Origin of the sequence: Streptomyces sp. NPDC048565, assembly GCF_040650935.1 — a bacterium.
Classification (GTDB): Bacteria; Actinomycetota; Actinomycetes; order Streptomycetales; family Streptomycetaceae; genus Streptomyces.
Genome location: NZ_JBEZIH010000002.1, coordinates 124,308 through 136,155, shown reverse-complemented (window position 1 = coordinate 136,155; position 11,848 = coordinate 124,308). Strand labels below are relative to the sequence as shown.

The 11,848-nt window shown below is 69.1% G+C and carries 15 protein-coding genes; 8 read left to right on the top strand and 7 right to left on the bottom strand.

Annotated features, from left to right (window positions below):
- Positions 1 to 14: 14 nt before the first annotated feature.
- The 4 genes from AB0C75_RS02775 to AB0C75_RS02760 all read right to left on the bottom strand — a co-directional run bounded on the left by AB0C75_RS02775 (position 15) and on the right by AB0C75_RS02760 (position 2,261).
- Entirely contained in the window at positions 15 to 452 is a 438-nt protein-coding gene (locus tag AB0C75_RS02775; protein ID WP_073750747.1) for an SsgA family sporulation/cell division regulator, read from the bottom strand.
- A gap of 101 nt (positions 453 to 553) precedes the next feature.
- Positions 554 to 1,321 (bottom strand): helix-turn-helix domain-containing protein, encoded by a 768-nt coding sequence (locus AB0C75_RS02770; protein WP_362886383.1) that lies wholly within the window; start codon positions 1,319 to 1,321, stop codon positions 554 to 556.
- A gap of 252 nt (positions 1,322 to 1,573) precedes the next feature.
- Positions 1,574 to 1,780, bottom strand: a complete 207-nt coding sequence (locus tag AB0C75_RS02765; protein WP_362886923.1) for a DUF5326 family protein — start codon at positions 1,778 to 1,780, stop codon at positions 1,574 to 1,576.
- A 163-nt stretch (positions 1,781 to 1,943) separates the two neighbouring features.
- Complete coding sequence (locus AB0C75_RS02760) at positions 1,944 to 2,261, bottom strand: cupin domain-containing protein (protein ID WP_362886381.1); 318 nt, start codon at positions 2,259 to 2,261, stop codon at positions 1,944 to 1,946.
- Positions 2,262 to 2,339: 78 nt separating this feature from the next.
- Between AB0C75_RS02760 and AB0C75_RS02755 the strand changes: the two genes are divergently transcribed.
- The 5 genes from AB0C75_RS02755 to AB0C75_RS02735 all read left to right on the top strand — a co-directional run bounded on the left by AB0C75_RS02755 (position 2,340) and on the right by AB0C75_RS02735 (position 6,231).
- The gene (locus AB0C75_RS02755; protein ID WP_362886379.1) at positions 2,340 to 2,717 is read left to right on the top strand and encodes a phage holin family protein; all 378 of its coding nucleotides are present in this window, start codon (positions 2,340 to 2,342) and stop codon (positions 2,715 to 2,717) included.
- Between the two features lie 63 nt (positions 2,718 to 2,780).
- The gene (locus AB0C75_RS02750) at positions 2,781 to 3,905 is read left to right on the top strand and encodes a cystathionine gamma-lyase (protein ID WP_362886377.1); all 1,125 of its coding nucleotides are present in this window, start codon (positions 2,781 to 2,783) and stop codon (positions 3,903 to 3,905) included.
- A 271-nt stretch (positions 3,906 to 4,176) separates the two neighbouring features.
- Complete coding sequence (locus tag AB0C75_RS02745; protein WP_362886375.1) at positions 4,177 to 5,073, top strand: LysR family transcriptional regulator; 897 nt, start codon at positions 4,177 to 4,179, stop codon at positions 5,071 to 5,073.
- Positions 5,074 to 5,125: 52 nt separating this feature from the next.
- Entirely contained in the window at positions 5,126 to 5,605 is a 480-nt protein-coding gene (locus AB0C75_RS02740) for an NUDIX hydrolase (RefSeq protein ID WP_362886373.1), read from the top strand.
- Positions 5,606 to 5,718: 113 nt separating this feature from the next.
- Positions 5,719 to 6,231, top strand: coding sequence for a DUF2269 domain-containing protein (locus tag AB0C75_RS02735; RefSeq protein ID WP_362886372.1), 513 nt, complete (start codon positions 5,719 to 5,721; stop codon positions 6,229 to 6,231).
- Here the strand turns inward: AB0C75_RS02735 and AB0C75_RS02730 are convergent.
- On the bottom strand, positions 6,131 to 7,375 hold the full coding sequence (locus AB0C75_RS02730) for an MFS transporter (protein ID WP_362886370.1): 1,245 nt from the start codon (positions 7,373 to 7,375) through the stop codon (positions 6,131 to 6,133). The genes AB0C75_RS02735 and AB0C75_RS02730 overlap by 101 nt on opposite strands.
- A gap of 142 nt (positions 7,376 to 7,517) precedes the next feature.
- Here AB0C75_RS02730 and AB0C75_RS02725 point away from each other — a divergent pair, with 142 nt between their 5' ends.
- The 3 genes from AB0C75_RS02725 to AB0C75_RS02715 are packed head-to-tail and all read left to right on the top strand — an operon-like array spanning position 7,518 to position 9,662.
- Positions 7,518 to 7,976, top strand: coding sequence for a MarR family transcriptional regulator (locus AB0C75_RS02725; RefSeq protein WP_362886368.1), 459 nt, complete (start codon positions 7,518 to 7,520; stop codon positions 7,974 to 7,976).
- Positions 7,977 to 8,003: 27 nt separating this feature from the next.
- On the top strand, positions 8,004 to 8,456 hold the full coding sequence (locus AB0C75_RS02720; RefSeq protein ID WP_362886366.1) for a GNAT family N-acetyltransferase: 453 nt from the start codon (positions 8,004 to 8,006) through the stop codon (positions 8,454 to 8,456).
- A gap of 42 nt (positions 8,457 to 8,498) precedes the next feature.
- Positions 8,499 to 9,662: a winged helix DNA-binding domain-containing protein gene (locus AB0C75_RS02715; RefSeq protein WP_362886364.1), complete on the top strand. Its 1,164-nt coding sequence runs from the start codon at positions 8,499 to 8,501 to the stop codon at positions 9,660 to 9,662.
- A gap of 110 nt (positions 9,663 to 9,772) precedes the next feature.
- Here AB0C75_RS02715 and AB0C75_RS02710 read toward each other — a convergent pair whose 3' ends face one another.
- Together AB0C75_RS02710 and AB0C75_RS02705 are read right to left on the bottom strand one after the other, a co-directional pair.
- A complete protein-coding gene (locus AB0C75_RS02710) occupies positions 9,773 to 11,152 on the bottom strand; it encodes a serine hydrolase domain-containing protein (protein WP_362886362.1) in 1,380 nt (459 codons plus the stop codon).
- Positions 11,153 to 11,189: 37 nt separating this feature from the next.
- Entirely contained in the window at positions 11,190 to 11,801 is a 612-nt protein-coding gene (locus AB0C75_RS02705) for a winged helix-turn-helix domain-containing protein (protein WP_362886361.1), read from the bottom strand.
- Positions 11,802 to 11,848 lie beyond the last annotated feature (47 nt).

Below are 11,848 nucleotides of genomic sequence, written 5' to 3'. Positions count from 1 at the left end.
CCGGACCTTCCTGTTCAGCCGGCGTTCTGCTCCTTGGCGAGGATACGACCCAGCGCCTCTTCCAGATTGCCGTCGAAGTCACCCAGCGTGTGCTCCTGCCCCAGCGGCACCAGCTTGTCCGTACGGTCGAGAAATGCCACAAGCGGTGCCGTGCCGGCCCTGAAGAGCGCACGGTCCGCACCGACCTGAAGGCGGATGTGTACATCCGACAGCCCTTCGGGCTCGGTCGGGCCGATGTGCACATCGCCGTCACCGCTGGGGCTGTTGAGACCGTCGAGCAGTAGCTCGCGGCCGAATGCCCAGGTGACGGGGGCGTCACCCGGCAGGTGGAAGGTCATCCGGATCGCGTACGGATCGCTGACCTCGTACCGGAGCTCCACCGGAATACGGAAGGAGAGTTCCTCGGAGACGAGGAAGCTCATCATGACCTCTGCTTGAACCGACTCGCGCATCGTTCAACCCCGCAGTAGATGAAACTGGCCAGGAATGATCCCCCATGGCCCTATTGACGCCATCGTGGTGCACGCGATAGCAGATCACAAGGAGTGATTTTTCAGATACTGATAGAGAACACGAACGAGCGCAAGAGAGTCGTCACTTCGCAGCGTAGTTGTTCGACTGCGGGGCGCAACCGTTCTTCCTGGTGCAGGGGGAGAGAAACAGCCATGGCAGCGACGGCGGAACCGACAGTGATCGGAATGGCCGCGCAGACCGTCCCCATGGCGTACTCCTGCCGTTCGATGACAGGTTCCGTACGCTTTATCGTCCTCAGCCGGTTCAGCAGCGCCTGACGGTCCCTCACGGAGTAACGGGTCAGCGGCCGGACGGGGTGCCGGTCCAGATGATCCTCACGCGCACGCTCGTCCAACTGCCCGAGGAGGCACTGACCGAGGGCGTGGGCATGGCCCGTCTCACGGAACGAGGCCCATTCGTGCACCGCGGAGACGGCCGGAGTCTCGGCGACCGCGATCATCTCGATCTCGCCGTCCTTGTAGAGGGCGCAGTACACGGGGGCGCCGATGACGTCGGCCCAGTGCGCGAGCGACTCGACGATCACGCCGGGACGCGGCGTCGCGGGACCTCCGCCCAGGCGCTCGGCCGCCGCTCCGAACAGGAAGACGCCATTCTCCCTGCGGAGATACCCCTCATGGGTCAGGGTCCGCAGCAGGTGGTAGGCGGTGGGGAGAGGAAGCCCCGCCTCCCGGGCGAGCTGCTTGGCCGGCGCCCCGTCCCGATGGGTGCCCACAGCCTCCATAAGTCTCAACGCCCGCTGAACCGAACCGATCAACGTCGGGACAGCGGTACTCGATGCCGTGGTCACAGGTCACCCCCAGGCATGGTGACGGGCTTTCAGCCCTCCCGCGGGGGCCGCCCCCACGGGCCCGCCGCGAGCCTGGGGTCCGGAGACCGGACGGTCGCACAAACCACTGGGCAGGGTGGTGAAGGACCGTCGTTTCCCAGCTGGCGGCAGCGGTACGCCACTGTATCCGCACGGTCAGTCACGAGTGAGGTTTCGACCATGACTTAGCTCAGCTGGGCTAATCGCCGAATCCCCGGTCCCTGCCGGCCGCTCCTACCAGCCGCGCCCTGACGAGGACATGAACTTCCGCACGACGAAGACCAGAGCGCCCACCAGCACGACGAGCACCAGCACCTTGAACAGCAGACCGATGACGAACCCGACCACGCTGGCGATCAGGCCACCGAACACGACGAGCACGATGAGAGGCACCGCGACCCACTTCACCCACCAGGGCATCCCTGCGAAAATCTCCTGCACCGCCATCGCCGCTACCTCGTCTCTATGAGTTCCTGCCTCGATGCTAGAGGCGCGGGGCGGCCTGCAGGGACCCGGGAGCCCTTGAACTCCCCTGAGTGATCCCCTAGGGAACATCGAGGCCTCTCCGGGGCCCGGCACCGGTGAAAACCCCCACGCGGGCCGGTCAGCCCTCCGGCGGGGAGAAGATCACCATCACCCTGAGGTCCTCGGTGATGTGGTGGAACTTGTGCACGGCACCCGCAGGTACGTACACGACGCTCCCCCGTCCCACCTGCGTGGTCTCCGTACCGACCGTGATCGAGGCGCGGCCGCTCACGACGAGGTACACCTCGTCCTGCCGGTGCGGCTGCTGGGGATCCAGCGCTCCCGCGTCCAGGGCGTACAGGCCGACGGACATGTTGCGTTCCCGGATGAACTGCAGATACGCGCCTTCGTTCGCAGCTCGTTCCGCCTCCAGCTCGTCCAGTCTGAATGCCTTCATCGTCCGTCCGCCCCTCGCGCCCGCACCGGCCGGTCCCGGCGGTGTCCGCCACCGATCATGTCTGCCACGATCAGACACATGAAGAATTTCGTAGTCAAGACGATCGCCAACGCGGGTGCGCTGGCGGTAGCCATCTGGTTGCTCCAGGACATCACGCTGACCGGTGACAACACCGGTCGCAAGGTGCTCACACTGATCGTGGTGGCGTTGCTGTTCGGTCTGGTGAACTTCATCGTCAAGCCGGTGGTGAAGGTGCTCACCCTGCCTCTGTTCATCCTGACGCTCGGGCTGATCACGCTGGTGGTCAACGCCCTGATGCTGATGCTGACCTCCTGGCTGGCCGGCGTCATCGACGTGGGCTTCCATGTCGATGGCTTCTGGACCGCCGTCCTGGGCGGCCTCATCATCTCGGTCGTGTCCTGGGCGCTCAACGTGGTGCTCCCCGAGGACGACTGATCCTGCCCCGATGACACAGTGCGACACGGACCGGCGGAGGCCGGGGAGAGACGAGGAATCACCATGAGCACCACGGGCGACGGGACACGGGCCGTACGGGCGGGCCTGCCCGAACCGGAGCAGTACGAGCCCACCCTTCCCGGCCCGGTCTTCGCCGCGCACTTCCATCTGTCCGGCGAGCCTGTCGGCCCCTACACGTACGGCCGGGAGACGAATCCGACCTGGACCCACCTGGAGCGCGCCATCGGCGAGCTGGAGGCGCCGGGGGAGCGGATCGAGACCACGGTCTTCGCGTCGGGGATGGCCGCCATCTCGGCCGTGCTGCTGTCCCAGGCACGTACGGGAGAGGTCGTGGTCCTGCCCGACGACGGCTACCAGGCGCTCCCCCTGCTGCGGGAGCAGTTGGAGGCGTACGGCATCGAGGTGCGGACCGCTCCGACGGGCGGGGACGCCCAGCTGGCGCTGCTCGACGGTGCGAAGCTGCTGTGGATCGAGACCCCGTCCAATCCCGGCCTCGACGTCTGTGACGTGCGCAGGCTCGTGGAGGCCGCGCACGCCGCGGGTGCTCTGGTCGCGGTCGACAACACCCTGGCCACCCCTCTCGCCCAGCGTCCCCTCGAACTGGGAGCGGACTTCTCGGTGGCCAGTGACACCAAGGGCATGACCGGGCACGGGGACATCCTGCTCGGGCATGTCAGCTGCCGGGACCCGCAGCTCATGGCCGGCGTACGACGCTGGCGCAAGGTGGTCGGCGCCATTCCCGGCCCGATGGAGGCCTGGCTCGCGCACCGGTCGCTGGCCACGCTGCAGCTGCGGATCGACCGTCAGTGCACGACCGCGCTGGCCCTGGCCGAGTCCCTGTCCAAGCGCGCGGACGTGAGGGGCCTGCGCTATCCGGGGCTGCCCGGCGACCCTTCGTACCCGGTGGCCGTCCGGCAGATGCGGCGCTTCGGTTCCGTGGTCTCGTTCGTTCTGGCGGACGAGAGCACCGCAGAGCGCTTCCTGGCCGGGCTGCGCCTCGTCGACGACGCGACGAGCTTCGGCGGCGTACGGTCCACCGCCGAGCGCCGGGCACGATGGGGCGGGGACGCGGTGCCGGCGGGCTTCATCAGGTTCTCGGTCGGCGCCGAGGACCCCGAGGATCTGCTGGCCGACGTGGAACGCGCGCTGGACGCGTCCGCGCGCTGATCCTTCCGTCCGGTCCTGGCGGGACCGGTCCGGGACGGGCGTCCCCGTCCACCGGTCCGGTCCCGCTCGGGACGAGCGGTCCGAGCCTCCCCCCTCGTGACTCGGACCACCCCGGTTCCTGCGCCGAGAACCGCCTGGACAAGGCTAGTTGACTCTGCGTCAGTGTCCAATCACAGTAGCGACAGCGACCTATCGACATATTTATAGTTGGGGCGGTTGCGAGGGACGGTGCGGGACGGCGCGGCGTTCGTGAGGGTGGAGGGGGCGGAGCATGGACCTGGCCCTGCTGCGCACATTCGTCACGGTGCACCGGGCCGGATCCTTCACCCGGGCCGCCGCCCTGCTCGGGCTGTCCCAGCCCGCCGTCACCTCGCAGATACGCACCCTGGAGCGGCAGCTGGGCCGCCCGCTCTTCCTTCGCAGGGCCCGTGGGGTCACCCCGACCACCGTCGGCGACGAGCTCGCCCACCGTGCCGCCCCGCACCTTGACGCGTTGGTCGACATCGTGGAGGCGGGGCTCGACGAGGAGTCGGGGGCGAGAACCCTGCACCTGGCCGGTCCCCCGGAGTTCATGTCGGTACGGGCGCTGCCCGCCCTCACCCCGCTGATCTCCCAGGGGCTCGCACTGCGCAGCACCTTCGTCGCGAACACCGAGGACACCCTGGAGGGGCTCGCGGCCGGACACCACGATCTGGCCATCACCACCGCCCGCCCGCGCGGTGGACTACTGACGTCCACCACCCTCTGCGACGAGGAGCACGTCCTGGTCGCAGCACCGCGCTGGGCGGGACGCCTGGGGCCCGGGGCGTTGCGGCACAAGGGTTCCGTACTCCTGGAGCAGCTGCCGGTGGTCGAGGTGCACGAGAGCCTGCCCCTGGTATCCCGCTACTGGGCGGCGGTCTTCGACAGCCGCCCCGCGGCTTCCGCAGCCGTGATCGCGCCGGACCTCCGCGCGGTTCTGGAGTGCGCGGCATCGGGTGCCGGCCTCGCCGTGCTGCCGCGTTATCTCTGTGAGGACGCGCTGGAGCGGGGTGAGGTCGTGGCACTGCTCGATCCGCCGATACCACCGCTGCGCACGTACTTCCTCCTGGCCAGGGCCGGGACACTCGGCCTTCCGCATATCGCGCGGGCGCACGAGGGGCTGGTGCGTGCTGCCGTGGACTGGTGACCGGTCGGCCGATGGGCGTTTCAGATGGGGCTTCCCGGGCCACGCTCTTGCCATGACCGAACGTCCGGTGGTCAAGCGCACAGCACGCGCCGTCCTGCTCGATGGCGATGACCTCATCCTGATCAAGCGCACCAAGCCCGGTGTCGACCCGTACTGGCTGACGCCGGGCGGTGGGGTCGAGCCGGAGGACGCCACGGTCGTCGACGCACTGCACCGCGAGGTCGACGAGGAGCTCGGCGCCAAGGTCGTCGATGTCGTGCCCTGCTTCGTCGACACCGTCGAACATATCGCCGGCGGTGGCGTCAAAGGCGTCAAGGTGCAGTACTTTTTCCTCTGCCGACTGGCCTCGATGGACCTGTCGCGTCGCCATGGTCCGGAAATCGACGAACCCCGCGGGGAGTACGAGATCGTCCGGGTGCCCTTCAGCCGCGTCGGAATCGCCGCCGTTCACCTCGTGCCCTTGTCCTTGCGGCACTATCTGGACGCCAACATCGAGGGCGTACGGGCGCTGCACGCACCCGATCTGGGCTGAGCCCCGGAGCCCCGGCGTTTGGGCGGGTGCATGACGCGTACGCCGAGGCCAGTAGCCGGGGATACTCCCGCTGTCGGATGACGGCTCACTCCACGCTTGGCACCGTGTTTCACGTGAAACCACTCAAGCGTCCGGCTCGCCGGAGCCTCCTCGTCGCCCACGTAGCGGTGTCCGTGAGCTGGCTGGGCCTCACCGTGGGACTGCTGGCTCTCGGCCTCAGCGCGTTCCTCACCCACGACGCCACGATGGCTCAGGCCGCCACCCGTGCCATGAAGGTCTTCAGTGACTGGCTCATCGTGCCGGTCGCCCTGCTCTCCCTCCTCAGCGGACTGCTGCTGGCGCTCGGGACCCCCTGGGGCCTGGCCCGGCACCGCTGGGTGTGGACGAAGTTCTGGCTGACCCTGACCACCGCGGGGCTGTCGATCTTCGCGCTCCGCCCGGGAATCGACGAGGCCGCGGCCCGGGGTGCGGCAGACATCGATCTGCTGATCGCACCGTCGGTTGCCACGGCCACGTATCTCTTCATCACCGCGATATCGGTACTGAAGCCGTGGGGACCGACTCGCCGGGGCCTACGCCTGCGGCAGGCTCGGGAGCGTGCGCGGCGACCGGCCGCCCAGCGGTGACAGCCCGACGGTCGAGCGCACCGGAGAGCACCGCGAGCAGCAGCGCCGAGGCTGCGAGTGCGGCGCCGACCCAGTTGGGCGCGGTGTAGCCGAACCCGGCCGCGATGACGATGCCGCCGAGCCACGCCGAGAGCGCGTTCCCGAGGTTGAAGGCCCCGATGTTGACGGCGGAGGCCAGGGTGGGTGCGCCGGCCGCCTGGTCCAGAACGCGCTTCTGGAGCGGCGGCACGGTCGCGAAGCCGAGGGCTCCGATGAGGACTATGGTCACCGCGGCGGCGATCTTGTTGTGCGCGGTCAGGGTGAAGAGGGCCAGGACCACGGCGAGCGCGCCGAGCGACACGTACAGCATCGGCATCAGATGACGGTCGGCGAACTTTCCGCCGAGGAGATTCCCGCCGACCATGCCGAGCCCGAAGAGCACCAGCAGCCAGGTCACGGACGAGGTCGCGAAGCCGGCGGTCTCCGTCATCATCGGGGTGATGTAGGTGATCGCCGCGAAGACTCCGCCGAAGCCCAGAACCGTCATCGCCATGGCGAGCAGCACCTGCACATTACGGAACGCGGCCAGCTCGTGGCGGATCCTGACACCTTGTGGCTTCGGCTGCTCAGGAACGAGCTTTGCCACGCCGAGAAGCCCCAGGACACCGAGTCCTGCGACGACGAAGAAGGTGGCCCGCCAGCCGAAGTTCTGACCGATGGCGGTCCCCAGCGGGACCCCGACGACATTGGCCGTGGTGAGCCCGGTGAACATCATGGCGATGGCGCCGGCCTTCTTCTCGGGAGCGACCAGTTCCGCGGCCACCACCGATCCGATGCCGAAGAAGGCGCCATGCGCGAGTGAGGCGATCACCCGTCCGGCGACCATCACTCCGAAGACCGGGGCGAGTGCGGACACGACGTTCCCGACGATGAACAAGCCCATCAGAACCATCAGCATCCGCTTCCGGGTCACGCGAGTGCCCAGGACGGTCATCAGCGGAGCACCGAGAACCACACCCAGGGCATAGCCCGTGACCAGGAAGCCTGCGGTCGGGATCGAGACCTGGAAGTCCGCCGCGACATCGGGGAGCAACCCCATGATCACGAACTCTGTGGTGCCGATACCGAATGCCCCGATGGCGAGAGCGAGGAGCGCGAGCGGCATGGGTGTCCTTCCCTGAAGATTGCGTCTGCGCCTTACGAGCGTCGACAATAATTGCAGACGCCCATTAATTGCAAGCGCGGGCTATTGCGTACGTGCCCTATCCTGGAACGGAAGCAGCTCCCGTACGGAGGAGAGACCGACGATGACAGCGACAGACCCCGCACTGACGGCCCTCGCCCAGAGCTGGTGTGCCCTCTCCCTGCTCCACGGGAAGATCGAGGCGCGCATCGAGCGGGCGCTTCAGTCCCACCACAGCATCAGCGCACGCGAGTTCTCCCTGCTCGACGTCCTGAGCCGCCAGCACAGCGGCACGGGCGGCCATCTGCAGATGAAGCAGGTGGCGGACGCGGTGGTACTGAGCCAGAGCGCCACCACACGGCTGGTCACCCGGCTCGAGGACCGGGGCCTCCTCACCCGGTACCTCTGCGACACGGACCGGAGGGGCATCTACACGGACGTCACCGAAACGGGTCTCACCCTGCTGAACGAGGCCAGGCCGACCAACGACAACGCGCTCCGCGCCGCCCTCGACGAGGCTGCCGAGAACCCGGAGCTGGCCCCGCTGGTCCGGACGGTCGAGGACCTCAAGGTCCCCGCCTGAGCCTTCGGGTTGCGTAGTCTGCCGATCATGAGCGATCTCGACATACGCCCCGCGGCACTCGCGGACATCTCCGCCATCGTGGCCATGCTCGCCGACGACCCGCTGGGTGCACAGCGGGAGTCCCCGGACGACCTCGCGCCGTATCACGCCGCGTTCCGGCGACTGTCCGACGACCCGAATCAGCATCTGACCGTGGCCGTGCGCCAGGGCCGCATCGTGGGAACGCTCCAGCTCACGATCATTCCCGGACTGTCCCGACGCGGTGCGACCCGCTCCCTCATCGAGGGTGTCCGCGTCCACGCGGACGAGCGCGGCAGCGGCCTCGGCACCCAGCTGATCCAGTGGGCGGTCGACGAATCCAGGCGCCAGGGCTGCCAGTTGGTGCAGCTGACATCGGACGCCAGCCGCACGGATGCCCACCGTTTCTACGAGCGGCTGGGCTTCACCGCGAGCCATGTGGGCTTCAAACTCACCCTCTGAGCCGTTGAGCTCCGGACAGCTCCGCACTCCGGGAGGGATCGCGTGCACCGCATCAGTGACGAGCAGCGCAGGATCAGGCTCGGCCGACGACATCTGCTGGCCCCGTCCGTGCGGGCCGCGTCCGCCGTCGATGTGGCCGACGCCGTCGTCGCCCTGCATTCGACCGACGCCGCCACGGTCTTCCTCTCCGTCTGCGCGCGGCTGACCGACCCGGGGGTCGCAGCGGTGGAACGGGCGCTCTACGAGGACGTCTCGCTGGTGCGACTGCTCTCCATGCGGAACACGTTGTTCACCGTGTCCGCGCAGGCCGCACCCGCGGTCGCCGCGTCGAACGCCCGCGCCGTGGCCGCCAGGGAGCGCCAGAAACTCCTCAAGCATCTACGGGAGGACGGCAACGGACTGGATGAGAGGTGGCTCGCGGATACCGAGCTGCGCACACTCGCCGCTCTGACCGCCCGGGGCCGCGCCACGGGGAGCGAGCTGTCGGCCGCCGTACCCGCGCTGCGCACCAGGATCACCCTCTTCCCCGGGACGAGACAGGAGGCGGTGCAGGGAGTCGCCTCCCGCGTGATCCGGGTGCTGGCCGCCGACGGCCGCATCCGGCGGGACCGGCCCCGCGGTTCATGGACCTCCAGCCAGTTCCGTTGGACGGCCGCCGAGCCCTGGCCCGTGCTGGATCCCTCCGAGGCCCGGGTGGAAGTGGCTCGCCGCTGGCTCCGCTCCTACGGCCCCGCGACCGAAGGCGATCTGAAGTGGTGGACCGGCTGGGGTGTCCGCGAGACGCGTACGTCCCTGGCTGCCCTCGGCGCCGAGGAGGTCCTGCTCGACAACGGGGCTGTCGGCCGCATCGCCCCGGGGGATCTCGCCGCCGATCCCGCTCCGGAGCCCTGGGCCGCCCTGCTGCCCGGCCTGGACCCGAGCGCGATGGGCTGGGCCGACCGCGGCTTCCATCTGCCCGCCCGTCATCGTGCCGACCTGTTCGACCGCGCCGGGAACATCGGGCCCACGGTGTGGTGGAACGGTGCGATCGTGGGTGGCTGGGCTCAGCGCGCGGATGGAGAGCCGGTGTGGCGGCTGCTGTCCGACGTGGGCCGGGAGGCTTCACAGCGCATCGAGGCAGAGGCTGGCCGACTGTCGGCATGGACGGGAGACGCCCGCGTCACGCCGCGCTTCCGTACGCCTCTGGAACGCGAGCTGACGGCCTGATCCGTTCACCGGAGGGTCCCGGGAGCCGCAGGAGTCCCGGTCCCGAAAAGCCGGAGGGTCCCGGGGAGTACAAGGGGTCGGTGTTTCACGTGAAACACCGACCCACGCTCTCAGGTGGCCAGGCCCCGCCAGCCGCCCTCGTCCACGCCGCCGGGAATGGCCGCGCTCCGGTCGTAGGGCTCCCGGGTGAAGACGAACGATCCCAGGTCGAGGTGGTTCACCGTGCCGTCATCGCCCCGTACGACCCGGAGCGTCTCCCCCGCGTAGTAGCCGTTGAGGCCCGTCCAGGTCCCGTCGGGGCGCGCCTCGAACCGAGCCGCGCGGCCGGCGCCCCGCAGGGGCTGGAACTCCAGGCCGCCGTCCGCGAGCAGCTTCAGCCCGTGGACCTGAGTGCCCCAGTACCAGGGCCCGGTCAACGCCAGCAGCTCCTCGTCGAACTCGGGCAGCGGGCGCCAGGGCTCCGGGATCCTCGGCTCCGCGTCGGTGACGATCTGCAGAAGGTCCGCGGCGACGGTACCGATCGCCGGGCCTGAGGTGGCGTTGGTGAGCACCACGGCCGCCACATCGTCCTCGACACTGAACCACAGCGTGGCCAGGAAGCCGGGGAGCGAGCCCGTGTGGCCGAGGAGCGTGCGGCTGCCGCGCCGTACGGCCTGAAGACCGAGGCCGTACGTGCCACCCCAGTCGCCCGCCTCGGGCGGAGCGGCCGGGGCACGCATCTCCGCGACCGATGACGCGCGGAGCACCCGCTCATCCCCCTGCGCCAGGAAAGCGGCGAAGCGGAGCAGATCGGTGGTGGTGGACCAGAGCTGACCGGCCGGCGCCATCAGCCCGAGGTCCTCGGACGGCTCGGGCAGCATGACATCGGCCCACGGGTGAACGGCCCAGCCGCCCGCATGCGGGGCACGCGCCTGCGGAGTCGTACGGTCCATCCCCAGCGGCTCCAGAATCTCCCTGCGCAGCACCTCGGCCCAGGAGTCGCCCCGCAGCCTCTCCACGAGAGAGCCGAGCAGCGTGTAACCGGGGTTCGAGTAGTGGTGCCCATGGCCGGAGGGGTGGATCAGCGGCTTCTCCCCGAGCACATCCGCCAGCTCAGGACGCAGCGCACCCGCCGTCCTCTCCCACCAGGGGGCCGGCGTCTCGGCCGGCAGCCCTCCGCTGTGGCCCAGGAGCTGGAAGACAGTCACCTGTCCGGCATCCGTGCCCGGCAGATGCTTCTCCAGGGGGTCGTCCAGATCCAGCATGCCCTCGTCACGCAGGCGCATCACCAGCACGGCGGTGAACGTCTTGGTGATGGAGCCGATCCTGAACTGTGTATCGCCGTCGGGCTCATGGCCGTGCACACAGCTGCGAGCACCGCTCCAGGCGATCTGCCCCTCCCGCTGCACGGCTGCGACGAGGGAAGGGGCCCGGCCCTCGGACTGCGCGGTGGCGATACGGTGCAGCAGGGCACGCCGGGTACTGGGGAGCAGAACTTCGGAAGAGGTCATGCCCAAGCATGACCCGTGTATCACCGGCCTGACCAGCTCATTCCGCAGCCGTCGGACTGTCGGCTTCCGGCTCTCCCTTCGTGTGCGGCAGCAGCGGGAACAGCCGGGTGATGAGCGCCACCGGCCGGGCGCCGTCGGGCCTGGCCAGGGGGCGCTGTTCGCGGACCTGGTAGGGCGCGAGAGCCTGTCGCACCACCTCGGCGACCCGGCTCATCTCTTCGGGAGTCAGGTAGGCGACGGCGCTGAAGGCCTCGTCACGGCGCCATTCAGCCGGTGCCCCGTCCCGCTGGGTCAGCCAGCGCCGCCAGCTCTCGTCCTCCAGTCCCCGTGCCAGATCGCCGAACTGCTCCTCCGCGGCCTCGCCTGCCCCACCGGCCGCCGGGTCGTCATGCCGCCGCAGAAGACGCCAGGGGCGTGCGCGGCCGCCGCTGTGGGGCGCCTCCTCGATGTACCCATGTCGCGCCAGCTGCCGCAGATGGAACGAGCAGAGACCCGAGCTGTGGCCCAGCCGGGCAGCGGCCTCGGTCGCCGTGACGGTGCCGACTTCGGCGAGCAGGTCCAGGAGGGCCGTACGGACCTCGTGCACGCGCAGCTCCTCGCCCGTGCCGCCGATTCGGCCGTATGAAGTGTTGAGGTCATCTTCAGTCACTTTGCAAAGTCTGCTACTTTGCAAAGAACTTCGCAAGCGAGACGAGA

What these genes read in the sequence shown, in the direction of transcription:
- AB0C75_RS02775 (WP_073750747.1), bottom strand. Translation starts at nt 452, where the DNA reads ATGCGCGAGTCGGTTCAAGCAGAGGTCATGATGAGCTTCCTCGTCTCC.
- AB0C75_RS02760 (WP_362886381.1), bottom strand. Translation starts at nt 2,261, where the DNA reads ATGAAGGCATTCAGACTGGACGAGCTGGAGGCGGAACGAGCTGCGAAC.
- AB0C75_RS02755 (WP_362886379.1), top strand. Translation starts at nt 2,340, where the DNA reads ATGAAGAATTTCGTAGTCAAGACGATCGCCAACGCGGGTGCGCTGGCG.
- AB0C75_RS02750 (WP_362886377.1), top strand. Translation starts at nt 2,781, where the DNA reads ATGAGCACCACGGGCGACGGGACACGGGCCGTACGGGCGGGCCTGCCC.
- AB0C75_RS02745 (WP_362886375.1), top strand. Translation starts at nt 4,177, where the DNA reads ATGGACCTGGCCCTGCTGCGCACATTCGTCACGGTGCACCGGGCCGGA.
- AB0C75_RS02740 (WP_362886373.1), top strand. Translation starts at nt 5,126, where the DNA reads ATGACCGAACGTCCGGTGGTCAAGCGCACAGCACGCGCCGTCCTGCTC.
- AB0C75_RS02730 (WP_362886370.1), bottom strand. Translation starts at nt 7,375, where the DNA reads ATGCCGCTCGCGCTCCTCGCTCTCGCCATCGGGGCATTCGGTATCGGC.
- AB0C75_RS02725 (WP_362886368.1), top strand. Translation starts at nt 7,518, where the DNA reads ATGACAGCGACAGACCCCGCACTGACGGCCCTCGCCCAGAGCTGGTGT.
- AB0C75_RS02720 (WP_362886366.1), top strand. Translation starts at nt 8,004, where the DNA reads ATGAGCGATCTCGACATACGCCCCGCGGCACTCGCGGACATCTCCGCC.
- AB0C75_RS02710 (WP_362886362.1), bottom strand. Translation starts at nt 11,152, where the DNA reads ATGACCTCTTCCGAAGTTCTGCTCCCCAGTACCCGGCGTGCCCTGCTG.